At 48.4% G+C, this 12,709-nt stretch carries 9 protein-coding genes; all 9 read left to right on the top strand.

The window, feature by feature from the left end:
• Nucleotides 1-387 precede the first annotated feature (387 nt).
• On the top strand, nt 388-3,189 hold the full coding sequence (locus AC23NW_RS24510; RefSeq protein WP_487452771.1) for a M16 family metallopeptidase: 2,802 nt from the start codon (nt 388-390) through the stop codon (nt 3,187-3,189).
• 123 nt (nt 3,190-3,312) lie between these two features.
• The gene (locus AC23NW_RS24515; RefSeq protein WP_487452772.1) at nt 3,313-4,740 is read left to right on the top strand and encodes a leucine-rich repeat domain-containing protein; all 1,428 of its coding nucleotides are present in this window, start codon (nt 3,313-3,315) and stop codon (nt 4,738-4,740) included.
• Between the two features lie 146 nt (nt 4,741-4,886).
• Nucleotides 4,887-5,804 carry an EamA family transporter gene (locus AC23NW_RS24520; protein WP_487452774.1) on the top strand — a complete coding sequence of 306 codons (918 nt, stop codon included), beginning with the start codon at nt 4,887-4,889 and terminating at the stop codon, nt 5,802-5,804.
• Between the two features lie 76 nt (nt 5,805-5,880).
• Complete coding sequence (locus AC23NW_RS24525; protein ID WP_487452775.1) at nt 5,881-6,879, top strand: helix-turn-helix transcriptional regulator; 999 nt, start codon at nt 5,881-5,883, stop codon at nt 6,877-6,879.
• A 113-nt stretch (nt 6,880-6,992) separates the two neighbouring features.
• Nucleotides 6,993-7,823: a CRISPR-associated endoribonuclease Cas6 gene (gene cas6 / locus AC23NW_RS24530; RefSeq protein ID WP_487452776.1), complete on the top strand. Its 831-nt coding sequence runs from the start codon at nt 6,993-6,995 to the stop codon at nt 7,821-7,823.
• Nucleotides 7,824-7,967: 144 nt separating this feature from the next.
• On the top strand, nt 7,968-8,624 hold the full coding sequence (gene cas6 / locus AC23NW_RS24535) for a CRISPR-associated endoribonuclease Cas6 (RefSeq protein WP_487452778.1): 657 nt from the start codon (nt 7,968-7,970) through the stop codon (nt 8,622-8,624).
• Nucleotides 8,625-8,629: 5 nt separating this feature from the next.
• On the top strand, nt 8,630-9,208 hold the full coding sequence (locus AC23NW_RS24540) for a hypothetical protein (protein ID WP_487452780.1): 579 nt from the start codon (nt 8,630-8,632) through the stop codon (nt 9,206-9,208).
• A complete protein-coding gene (cas3, locus tag AC23NW_RS24545; protein ID WP_487452782.1) occupies nt 9,198-11,375 on the top strand; it encodes a CRISPR-associated helicase Cas3' in 2,178 nt (725 codons plus the stop codon). The genes AC23NW_RS24540 and cas3 overlap by 11 nt, the downstream gene beginning before the upstream one ends.
• A 6-nt stretch (nt 11,376-11,381) precedes the next feature.
• Nucleotides 11,382-12,707 (top strand): hypothetical protein, encoded by a 1,326-nt coding sequence (locus AC23NW_RS24550; RefSeq protein WP_487452784.1) that lies wholly within the window; start codon nt 11,382-11,384, stop codon nt 12,705-12,707.
• Nucleotides 12,708-12,709: the final 2 nt, after the last annotated feature.

Raw genomic sequence — 12,709 nt, forward strand, 5'->3', positions numbered from 1 at the left:
CGGCGGGAGAGTAGGTCACTGCCACCTCAGTAATTGACAGAGCCGATCCGCAAGGGTCGGCTCTTGTCGTTTATACCTCCTCCAACCCGCAAAAAAACGCCCGTTGGTCGGCAACAGGCGTCAGCGGACATTATTTACCCATCCACTTCTTGAAATCGGTGGCTTTCTCCCGGCTGATGACCACTTCCTCTTCGATGAGATACTATTACCAGCTCCCGAATTACTGATCCCTACTAGTTTAAAGTATTAATACCTGATTACTCAATTGTAAATTATTCATTCTTTACGTCAATTAAATAAACCGCTTATCCATTTTGTACTTGCGATCTTAACCGGATATAGTTAACTATACATTTCGTTATTTGTCTTTTGCAAAACAAATAGTATATGCTAACACACAACTTTGCACCGGGAAAAAGATTGCTGGCGGCGCTGCTCCTGTCAGGGCTTTTGCACGGAACTATCGTTAACGGTCAGGCACTACCGGAAGGGATTACGAAAACAGCTTCGGTAGAGGGAATCACGGAATACCGTTTAAAGAACGGTTTGAAAGTGCTGCTTTTCCCTGATTTGTCGAAACCAACCATTACGGTTAACATCACGTATCTGGTCGGTTCGCGGCATGAAGGAAAAGGAGAAGCTGGTATGGCGCATTTGCTGGAGCACATGGTGTTCAAGGGCTCAACTAAACATACCAACATCCCGCAGGAACTTACCGAACATGGCGCGAGACCAAACGGTACGACATGGCTTGACCGGACAAACTACTTTGAGACATTTGCCGCTTCTGACGAAAACCTGAAATGGGCCCTTGATCTGGAGTCGGACCGGATGATTAATTCGTTTATCAAAAAGGAAGATCTGGCCACTGAATTTTCGGTCGTACGGAACGAATTTGAGATGGGCGAGAACTCGCCGCAGGACGTGCTTAACGAACGTATAGTGTCAACCGCTTACTTGTGGCATAACTACGGTAAATCGACAATCGGGAACCGGTCTGACATTGAGCGGGTGCCGATTGAAAACCTGCAGGCCTTTTATAAAAAGTACTATCAACCGGATAATGCTGTATTGCTCGTTGCCGGGAAGATCGATGAGGCCAAAACCCTGAAACTGATAAATGACTATTTCGGAAGTATTCCGAAACCGGCGCGTCAGCTGACCGATGTTCCGACGATTGAGCCGGTGCAGGACGGAGAACGCTCTGTCGTATTGCGGCGTGTGGGCGATACTCAGGCGGTTGCGGCAGGGTATCACATTATGCCGGGGTCTCACCCTGATTATCCTGCTCTGGATGTGGTGGTTGAACTGCTAACCAATGAGCCGTCGGGACGGTTATACAAAAGCCTGATTGAAACAAAAAAAGCGTCGCAGCAGTATGGCTATGCCTTTTCGCTGAAAGAGCCAGGCTTCGTTTACTTTGCTGCGGAATTGCTGAAGGACAAATCCATTGAGGATGCGCGGAAGGCCCTTCTGGGCACACTGGATTCAGTTGCAATTAAGGCGCCGACAAAAGATGAGGTAGAACGCGCCAAAACAAAACTGTTGAAAGACTTTGAACTGGCGTTCAAGAGCTCAGATCGTTTGGGGCTGGCTATGAGCGAATTCATTGCGACCGGTGACTGGCGGCTTGGCTTCCTGTATCGGGATAAACTGGAAAAAGTAACACCGGATGACGTTGTACGGGTAGCAAAATATTACTTCAAACCGTCGAACCGTACAATTGGTATGTTTATGCCGGATCCTAATCCGGAGCGTACAGAAGTGCCGGAAGCGCCGAATGTAGAGGCACTGGTGAAAGACTACAAAGGACGTGCGGTCGTGGCACAGGGTGAAGCCTTTGATCCGTCACCGGCTAATATTGATGGCCGTACCAAGCGGATTGAGCAGCCGAATTCAATCGAAATGGCGCTGCTGCCGAAGTCAACGCGCGGGAATGAGGTTAACGCCCGTCTGACCGTTCGCTACGGTGATATCAGAAGTCTGGAAAATAAGGCGGTGGTCAGCAGTGTTGCGGCTTCATTGCTCAATAAAGGCACAACCTCGCGCAATCGTCAGCAGATTCAGGATGAACTGGATAAGCTGAAAGCACAGGTAAGTGTTTCCGGTGGCGGAAACCAGGCTAATGTAAGCATTAAAACGACAAAGGAAAATCTGCCGGCTGTATTACGGCTGGTAGGCGACATGTTGAAAAATCCCCTGTTCGATGCCAATGAGTTTGAAAAGCTGAAACAGGAACAACTGGCTGGTATTGAATCACAGCGTTCGGAACCACAGGCGATTGCCTTTAATTCGTACCAGCGTACCCTGAATCCGTATGCTAAAAGCGATGTCCGTTATGTGATGACGTTTGACGAAGAAGCCGATGCCATTAAGGCGGCCAAACTGGACGACGTGAAGAAGTTCTACAAAGAATTCTACGGAGCACAGAATGCAACGTTTGCGGCAGTCGGTGACTTTGACGAAACGCAGATCCGTAAAATTGTAACCGACGAGTTCGGTACCTGGAAGGCAGCAAAACCGTTTAGCCGGATTGTCAGCGAGTATAAATCAATTCCGGCAGGAACGCAGTCACTGCAAACACCGGACAAAGCCAATGCCATGCTGGTAGCGGGTTATAACCTGCAGTTACGCGATGATGATCCTGATTATGCAGCGTTAATTCTGGGTAACTACATGCTGGGTGGCGGCTTCCTGAACTCACGTCTGGCTGTCCGTATCCGTCAGAAAGAAGGTATCAGCTATGGCGTTGGATCCGGCTTGTCGGCAAGCCCGCTGGATAAAACCGGTACCTTTACCACCTATGCGATTTACAACCCGGAAAATGCGGAGCGTCTGGTGAAAGCCCTGCGCGAAGAGCTTGAAAAGGTGCAGAAAGAAGGGTTTACAGCTGAAGAAATCAAAGCAGCCAAATCGGGTCTGTTGCAGTCACGGCAGGTATCGCGGGCGCAGGATCCGACACTGGCCGGTACGCTGAACAGCTACCTGTACCTGAACCGGACGATGGCATGGGATGCTGACTTCGAAAAGAAAATGGAGTCACTGACGCCTGAGCAGGTAAACGCTGCGATGAAGAAATATATCGATCCGGCAAAACTGACTATTATCCAGGCCGGTGATTTCGACAAGGCGGCCAAGAAAACTGCTGATAAACAGCCGGCTTCGTCGGTGAGTGGCAGTAAAAATTAAGTACATACGCTCGTTTTTCCGGACAATGGTTTAGCGTCTCCAGGGACCGCAAAATTATTGTCCGGATTTTTTTATGGGTATTAACTACATTTTTCGTTAATTCACTAAAAAATACGTTTAGCTATGAGAACGCTCTTGTTTTTACTGGTAGTCGTGATGGGATTTGCGCCGGCAAGTGCGCAGGTAAAAGTTATTTTAGTAAAAGATACGGCAAAATATGAGGTAACGCCTACCCGGTTGAAGAAGGAATATCCACCAATGTGGGGGGCGGAAAGCCCTTTTAAAGGCAAAGGGAAGTCAGTATTAGATTCGATAAACCGCTGGCAGGCCAGGACAAAGCTGTTTGAGTCGTTAACTACGGAGGCCAATAAGGTTGGCTTGACATCCGGTTCATTATTCATGGATGAGTTTGTGGGCCCATCCGGCAAATTTGATTATGTATTTTTCTCGATCGTAGCGAAATCGGTAACCGGGAAGCAGGAGCAGGCACTTACTGCGTTCCTGCAAAAACACTATGAGGCAAATCCGTTTCCAATAACTACGCCGAAAGGTCTTTATAAAATGAGTGCTCTGTCAGTAGGCGGGGGGTATGTTAAGCGTACGGTCCGGAAAGGCCCGGGCATTATTTCGTCGCTGGAAGATGCCCGGAAAACAACACGGCCCGATACCGTTAAAATTCTGTTACTGAATCAGCTGGAATTGACCAGTGTTCCGCAGGAAGTGTACCGTTTCCCGAAGCTTGAAGAAATCGACTTATCTAAAAATGCGATCCGGCATTTACCGGCTGAGCTTACCGGCCGTATTCCAACCTTGCTGCGGCTCAGTTTGCTGCAAAATACGCTGTCGCCGGACAGTATTTTTATGACCCGCAACAAACATTTGCTGGCGCTGAATATTCAGGGAAATAAGCTGCCCGACATTCCCAAAGCTATTCGTAAAAACCGGCGGCTGGCGAGCTTGTGGGTAGGCAATAACCCGCTGGACAAAAAGCTGGCGAACCGGTCTTTCCGCGGGCTGCGCCGTCTGAACGATCTGAATCTGTACAATGCCGGGCTCAGCGAATTACCACGCCGGATTGCCCGTCTGAAGCGTTTACAGATTCTGGATTTGTATTATAATAACTTTACAGAACTACCGGCAACGATCGGCCGGCTGAAACAGCTGACTCAATTAGCGGTGTCGAATAATAAGCTGAAATCGCTGCCGGAGAGCCTTGGCCGGAACAAACGGCTGGAGGTGCTCTTTGCCCACCATAATCAGCTGAGCGAGTTGCCGCAGACCATTACGACGCTGAAATCCTTGCGGGTACTGGACATTGGCTATAACTGGTTCAGCCAGTTCCCGACGCAGATTCCTGCCCTGGCGAATCTGGAAGATCTGGATATGAGTAACAATAACCTGACCAGATTACCAGCGGAACTCGGCAACCTGACAAAGCTGAAAACCTTCCACCTGCGGGGAAATCCCCTAAGCCGGCAAGAAGGAAAGCCGGCCGACTATGCGGCACTGATTGATCAGCTGGAGGCGAACAAGACAGAGGTATTTTATTAGTGTCTGTAAGTAAAGTACTCTATAGAGAAATAATATGATTTATTGACTAAGTTATATCTATATCCACACCAATCTAAAAATAAGGCAGTTAGCGGGAGAAAAATCCTGTTTTTGCGTGTTGTCTTCCCGTACAGCAAAACAGGATTATGGTTACGTCTACTGCCTCTGCTTCTCCCAACCGGATGACGTTGTGGCTTGCCCTGACGTCGGTTTACATTCTCTGGGGATCGACCTACTTATTTATTCACTTCATGACCGAGCACATGCCACCGTTATACATGGCATCGATCCGGTTTCTGGTAGCGGGTTCGCTGCTGTATTCCTATGCGCGGCTGACGGGAACTCCCCGCCCCTCGCGGGAACAGGTATTATCCGCCGGCGCTATCGGCGTGTTGCTGCTGACAATTGCCAATGGCTGTCTGGCGATGGCGCTTCAATACATTCCGACCGGTGTAGCGGCACTGATTACCAGTACCCTGCCTATTTTCCTGCTGACGATGAACTGGGTATCTTTCGGTAAAACCCGTCCGTCGAATCTGGCGCTGGGTGGCTTGCTGCTGGGTCTGCTGGGTATCTTTTTTCTGATTAAACCGGGTAATTTTCAGGGTGTTGGCAGTGCGAATGCCAGCCTGATCGGTGCCGGTTTCATCATGATCGGCAATACATCGTGGGCTATCGGGACACTGCTGTCGCCGCGCCTGACGCTGCCTGCCCAGATCATGTCGAGCGGTATTCAGATGCTGGCCGGAGGCATAGTACTGATGCTGATCAGCTTTTGCATTGAGCCGGTTGCGCTGGATACCATTACGGTTGCGCCGCCGAAAGCGCTGGGTGCGTTGCTGTATCTGATCCTGTTTGGCTCCATTGTCGGCTTTTCTTCCTACTCGTGGCTGGCCCGTAATGCGTCACCGCAATTGCTGTCTACCTATGCCTATGTTAATCCGGTGGTGGCGATGTTGTTAGGAGCGCTTTTTGCCGGCGAGTCATTGGCACCGGCGTCGCTGGTCGGGGCCGGGATTGTGGTAGCGGGTGTGGTGCTGATCACACTGGGGCGTAACCGGTAACTACGTTAAATAAATGAATTGTCATTGTTTTGATAAATAATGTTAGCTTATCGCTTCATTCCTTTATCCCACAACAATGACCCCTAACACACCGGACCAATGGATCCGCCGGCGGCTGCATGCCGGTGAATTGCTTACCATTGAGGCCATCAAACAGGCTACAGGCGTTACACCGCGCCACATACGCCGTATTTTTAAACAATGCCGTGCGGAGGGTCTGACCATTCTCGAACGCCGGCAAGGCCCTGTCAAAGTCTTCTCGTTGCCTGCCCACCAGCAGCAGGTTACGCTGTCGGATCTGGCGCTCGATGCCGACGAACTGCGGGCACTGACCATCGCGACCAAAGCCAGCTGGTCGGTGTTGCTGGATACACCGCATGCACCGGCGCTTCAACGGGCATTTACCAAACTACTCGAACGGGTGCGGCCGGTTTCCTACGTATTTGACGTCGATGAACCGTTGCAGGAATGGCATTTTGATGATCAGGCGACCGACCAGATTGCCGCCTCGTTTTTCCGGCAGATCGAAACGGCCATGGATGAGCGCCGGTCGATTCTGGTCGATTACCAGCGGGGCAAAGACGGGCATGTTTCCGTAGGTCGCCGGTTAGACCCCTATTGTTTTGCCAAGCGGCACCGTGCCTGGATGCTGCTTGCCTACTGCCATCAGCGCCGGATGGTCCGGACGTTTGCCCTGTCGCGGATCAGCCGGGTAGAACCCTGTCCGGACTGTTATTTTGACCTGCCCGAAAACTTTGTTCCCGACCAGTATTTCCGTTCCTCGCTGGGCGCTATCACGGCCGGTGAATGTTATGAGCTGCGGTTGCTGGTTGAGCCCGAAAAGGCCCTGTTTTTCCGGCAGCGGACCTACCATCCGACCCAGCTGATTGAGGAAGAACGTCCGGACGGGCGGTTGGTGGTGTCGTTTGAGCTGGAGGGACTTGAGGAAATGCGGTCGTTTTGCCAGAGCTGGGGGACGGGTATCACCGTGTTGTCGCCGGCCGTACTGCGGGAGCGGTTACTGAACGATGCGCAGATGCTGATTAGCCGCTATTCCGACGAAAAAAATCCGTAAGCGGACGCGCAAATGTCCGCTCCGGCTACCGGCTGTTTCTATCTTCACCCGACGAACAAAAAAAGTACTGAAAAGCCACTTACCTTTTTGTGGTTCATCCGATAAACCCTTGTATGCGATTCAAACTAACCCTGACCCCTGCACAGCCACGGACGATCATTCCCTTTAACTATGCCTATCGCCTGACCGGCTGGTTGTATGGGCTGCTGTACGATGCAGAACCGGCCTATGCGCAGTTTCTGCACGAGCGTGGCTATGTGGTCAGCACGACCAAGCGCTTTAAGCTCTTTACCTTTTCTGATTTACAGATTCCGACGTTCACGATCCGGCAAGACCTCGGCGGTATTGAGGTGCGGTCGCCGACGGTGGTTTGGTACGTCTGTTTTCAGGTGGAGCGGGCGGCGGAGCATTTTCTGATGGGTCTTTTTCAGAATCAGGATATTACGATTGCGAGTCCGCGTCATCGGGCCGACCTGCTGATTGAGCGGGTAGAGTCGTTGCCGGACCTGTCGGGGCAATGGCCGGCGGGGGAGCCGTTGCCGTTGCGGACGCTGTCGCCGATGGTAGTGGCCGAAAAGGATGCGTCGGGGATGGATCAGTACCTGCACCCGTCGGAGGCGTTGTTCGGGCGGCTGCTGATTCAGAACCTGATTGATAAATACCGGAGCATTCAGCTGGATGCGCGGGCGTACGATCCCGGTGAGTTTGTGTTTGCCCTGTTACCGGCGCGTGAGCCACGGTCGCGGCTGATGACGATCAAGGAGGGTTCGCGGGCGCAGACGCAGGTACGCGGCTGGTACGACTTCAATTTTACGTTGTCAGGCCCGCGCGAGGTACTGGAAGTGGGTTTGAACGCGGGTTTCGGGCGGTACAATGCGGAGGGGTGCGGGTGTGTTATGACAGATTTTTTACCTGTACATGCCGTTTTCTCTCCAATGCAATGAGCGGTTTGTTTTTGACTTTCACTGTTTCTTCGGCATTGGCGTATTTACCAGACTGGTTTGGTTTGCAGACTGTATTCTTTGCTGATGCCATGGGCGTAATGAGGGGCTTAGACAAGGTTAGTGGTTTAAACTAAATAAACAAATATGCGTATCCACTTAAAACTTACACCTAACAGGGAACCTGTTCCATACGACCATCTTCCTTTTGTAGTTGGAGCTATTCACAAGTGGCTTGGCCCAAATAAGCTTCACGATGCAGAATCTTTGTATTCCTTTTCCTGGCTTACAGGCGGAAAAGGCAATGCTTCCGGACTACATTTTCAAAAAGGTACTTCTTTTTTTATCAGTGCATTTGATGAAGACGTAGTCAGGCAATTGGTACGTGGTATTCAGCAGGATCCCAGTATCAATTTTGGGTTAGCAGTGCAGGAAATTGTTTTTCAGGAAACTCCGGAGTTTGGGCCTAAAGCCTACTTCAAGGTGGCCGGGCCTGTACTTGCTAAACGCAAAGTAGCTCAGGAAGAAAAACATTTTATCTTCTCTGATCCGAACGTAGATGAGCTACTTACTCAAACACTGCAAACCAAGCTATGGAAAGCCGGACTATCAGAGGAGGGCGTTCGGGTTCAATTTGATAAAGGTTACCCTATGGCGAAGGCCAAAAAGGTCAACTACCGGCAAATTGGTAATAAGGCATCCCTTTGCCCGGTCATTGTCGAGGGAACACCTGAACAAATAACATTCGCCTGGAATGTAGGGATAGGTAATTCAACAGGAATTGGTTTTGGCGCACTTCTCTGAAAGCTATGCAAACATTTTACGTAGTTAAATACGAAGGTCATTTTGGGTTTATTAAACCATGGACAGCAGTAAGGGACAGCGAAACCTTCAGTCAGCAATTTTTGACACCTTCAATCATAGAGGGTATTGAAAAGAAATTATTTCCCGAACTACTGTCGATGCAGGGAATTCAGAAAATAGTTCGTCATCGGCTGACCTACGCCGGTATCAGTCGCCAGCAGGAAAAGACCCAGACCCTAGGCTGGGAGTACAAGAAAAAAGATAAAATGCTGATGCGCCCATCTTCCATCCTGTTACGAGGCGTCCTGCTTTATCCGGACTTATACCTGGCGTTTGAGTCGCTGGAAGACGCTCAACAAGCTTCATTACAACACATTTGCCTGTGCCGTAATGAAGACTTACTATGGCCAAGTGAAAAGATTGAACAAATGTCAGAAGAGCAATTCAATGAGATAAATGGTTTTGAGCTTCGCTTTGGACAAGCTTACGGCTCTTTTTTGGTGGGATACAACCGCTTTAATAATGCACCTATGTATGGTTGGATTGAATCCACACAAAATCCGCTAAAGACGAATGATATCTAAAACCCTTTATGCGAAAAGTCCTGATAATGGTGGTACTACCTTGCGTGACCATCTTGACCATGTTGCTATAGCGGCTACTTGTATAGCCCGTGCATGGGCATTAGATGAGCGGTTATTGCGGACTGCTGCACTACTTCATGACATTGGTAAAGCAAGCCCTGTTTTTCAAAAGCGCCTTTTTCAAAAGCAAAAACAAATTAATCAGAAGCCATTCCGGCATGAACTGGCATCCTTGTTTTTTCTGCCTTTAGTCGACCGTAACCTTTGGCCTGCTCTGGTGGAATTAATTGTCGCCCACCACAAATCCATTAAAAACGATGGCCGGAAAAAGGGCTTGCTTGACTTATTAAATGAATTCGAAGAAGAAGAAGGCGAGAATGTTGTTTTCGGGATGCATGCTCTCCAATGGGATGAATGGAGTCCTGTAGCCATTGATTTGCTGGTGAGCTTCGGAGACTTTGAAAAACGACCTATTACGCTGATTGAAGCAGAGGAGGCATTCGACTTTGCTACAGTTTACTGTCAGAAAGCATACAAAAAACTGGGGTGGTCCATATATCGGGGTGCATTAATGGCGGCTGACGAATTTGCCTCTGCCGCTATCGAAGCAACCCAGCGTCAGGTATTACGGTCATTTCAAATACCTGATCTAAGGTTTTATAACCGGGTGAGTTTGTTGCATCCTCTATCGTCGATATCCGCCAGTGATCCACGTTTACATACACTTGTAGTAGCTCCAACAGGAGCCGGCAAAACGGATTACCTGATTCGGCGGTGCAGGGGTCGCTTCTTCTATACATTACCATTTCAGGCATCCATCAATGCGATGTTCCGGCGGATTTCCGAAGATTTAAAAGATAACAACCCCGACCTGGACATCCGCCTTTTGCATGGCGCATCTAAAGTTGTATTAAGCCAAAGCGGAATGGCGCTGGAAGAACGGCTTATTCAGGATAAAGTCGGAGCCGCTGTTAAAGTACTTACACCGCATCAGATGGCAGGGATGGTTTTCGGGATTCGCGGTTATGAGGCACTGATGCTCGATTTACGCGGGTGTGACATCATACTCGATGAAATTCATACGTATACCGATGTTACAAAAGCCATTATTCTGAAAATTGTTGAAATGCTGGTGCATTTAGGTTGCCGTGTTCATATCGGCACAGCAACCATGCCTTCTGTACTTTATCAGCAACTTTTGGGTATTCTGGGTGGCCCTGTGAAAGTATACGAGGTAGCTCTGTCTACAGATGCCTTAAATCTCTTTGACCGGCATATTGTCCATAAACTGACAAGTTGGGATGCAGCTCTCCCTCTTATTGAAACAGCGCTTAAGGCTCAACAAAAGATATTGATTGTCTGTAATCAGGTTAAACGGGCACAAGAGGTTTTCGGACAATTACAGGAGGCTTATCCGAAAACCGAAAAGATGCTCATTCATAGCCGCTTTATGCGCAGCGACCGTAGCCAAAAGGAAAAAGACCTGAAAGAGGTGTATAACAATAAAACGAATGGGTGTATTGTCGTTTCAACACAAGTTGTAGAGGTTAGTCTGGACATTTCTTTCGACCTGATGATTACCGAAGCTGCTCCGCTTGATGCGCTTATTCAACGATTTGGGCGTATTAACCGCAAGCGAACGGAAAACACAATTGGTAAATTTAAGCCTGTATACGTACTGCCGCCGCCAGATACTGAGGCTGATGCTCGCCCGTATGCCCTGGATGTGCTGAAACGAAGTTACGACAGCTTACCGGATGGAGATATTCTGCACGAACGAGACCTACAGACAAAAATTGATTTGGTTTTTCCTGCGGTTGATACAACTACGATTGACGAGCATACAATTTTTCAGGAAGGGCAATTTATCATTCGCGAACTAACGCATCACAAAAAGTCTGTTTTTCTTGATTTGCTCGACATAGACTCAGTAACGTGTATTCGGGAACAGAATGTCAAACACTATAGTGTCTCCAGATCAGAAGAGCGGGCAATGCTTGAAATACCAGTGCATTTCAACTCAATTGCCTATCGTAAGCTAGAAAGACTTAAGCAAGTAGGCTCAAGCCCGTTTGTAATACCAGATAAAGCCTATTCATTTGACTTGGGGCTTGAACTGGCTAACTGCATACCGGAAAATTATGACAGTCAATACACCTTTCTCTAATCTGCCATGATTGCATCTGCCATTGGTAAAACATTCCTCGACGCTTATAATGCGCGGGAGGGTACCCGTTTTTCGGCGGAAGAATTTTTTGAAAAGATATTCTTTCCGCTGTTTTATGATGATGAGAAGTACATGCAATGGGTTCTTAATTCTGCATTTGACCAATTGTCGAAACAGAAAAAGCACGGAAATCCAGCCGACAGAAAAAATACCCTTGCCAAACTCAAAAAGGATATAGCTACCGTAAAGCCTCATGCGGGTATTGCCGTAGGGTTTCCAGCCGGAAACAAACTCGATTCTAAGGGAGAGAACGTGACAGAATATGCCACAACGTCAAGTCAGGTTTCTAATTTGCCGGTTCCGCTTGACAGTGAAACATTATACTTTTCCTGGATTGGCAGTGGCCTTGGTATTGGTGTTCAGGGTGGTTTATGTATTTTTCTAAATCATGCCGAGATTCTTTTATCGCTATTTGAAGGCTGGGCTATTTATCGCGGAAGCTTTTTAAATAAGATTTCCAAATTGAAAGGTAGTCAGATTGAAACCTGGAATGGTCAATGGATAGCACACTATCTAAGCGAAGACTATATGCCGGAGCATCCTTTGCTTGGGTTTTCGCCTCTTGACAAGGCTGGCGAACGTCTGGAAACGCAGACATGGTTACGCATTTTAGCGGGTATTTCCATGAACTATCCAGTCGAAAGACTAACAGGCTATATCTACAGCTATGGCCAAACAAACCGTTCTATTGGCTTCATCCCTTTTGTACTCCCGCAGATCAAGCGTCCTTTGACATTATTTCGCAAGCTGTTCGGATCTGACGTAAAATTAGAAGCCGAAAAAATCGAAGACCTTTTTGGTACAGAAAACGGCTTTTTAAAAGCTTGCGAAATGGGTGTCATTGGTCTTAAAGCAATGGAACCTAAGGGTGTCCGAGCTTATGTTGGAACGCCAGATTCAGACGCCAAACTTCCCAAATACCCCAAAAATACCGAATCTCAACCTCTTACCTTCAGTATTTACATAACCTGGATTATAGCCATGTTAAATAACGAAGAGCTTTGGAATGAAGCTGAAACATATGCACAGGCTTTAGTTGCCTATGAAGCGGGAGCCGGGAAAGGCCGTATGGACCGCACAAACGATGTCAAAACATTTTTGGCGAGCAGCTTTCAAAAGCCCATTTTGACGGCTTTAGCTACAATTGCCGAGAAGGCTGAAATCAAAGAACCATTCCTTAAACTGGGTAAAGTGGTTCATTTTTTACCCAAAGACAATGTACCTTATTTCATGACGCTCATCCGCTTCCGTTACGCATTTATTAAAAAATAAAC

The sequence above is a fragment of the Arsenicibacter sp. R0_47 genome (assembly GCF_057652235.1).

Coding starts and splice junctions, on each gene's coding strand:
- AC23NW_RS24510 (WP_487452771.1), top strand. CDS start 388: ATGCTAACACACAACTTTGCACCGGGAAAAAGATTGCTGGCGGCGCTG.
- AC23NW_RS24525 (WP_487452775.1), top strand. CDS start 5,881: ATGACCCCTAACACACCGGACCAATGGATCCGCCGGCGGCTGCATGCC.
- cas6 (WP_487452778.1), top strand. CDS start 7,968: ATGCGTATCCACTTAAAACTTACACCTAACAGGGAACCTGTTCCATAC.
- AC23NW_RS24520 (WP_487452774.1), top strand. CDS start 4,887: ATGGTTACGTCTACTGCCTCTGCTTCTCCCAACCGGATGACGTTGTGG.
- cas6 (WP_487452776.1), top strand. CDS start 6,993: ATGCGATTCAAACTAACCCTGACCCCTGCACAGCCACGGACGATCATT.
- cas3 (WP_487452782.1), top strand. CDS start 9,198: ATGATATCTAAAACCCTTTATGCGAAAAGTCCTGATAATGGTGGTACT.
- AC23NW_RS24540 (WP_487452780.1), top strand. CDS start 8,630: ATGCAAACATTTTACGTAGTTAAATACGAAGGTCATTTTGGGTTTATT.
- AC23NW_RS24550 (WP_487452784.1), top strand. CDS start 11,382: ATGATTGCATCTGCCATTGGTAAAACATTCCTCGACGCTTATAATGCG.
- AC23NW_RS24515 (WP_487452772.1), top strand. CDS start 3,313: ATGAGAACGCTCTTGTTTTTACTGGTAGTCGTGATGGGATTTGCGCCG.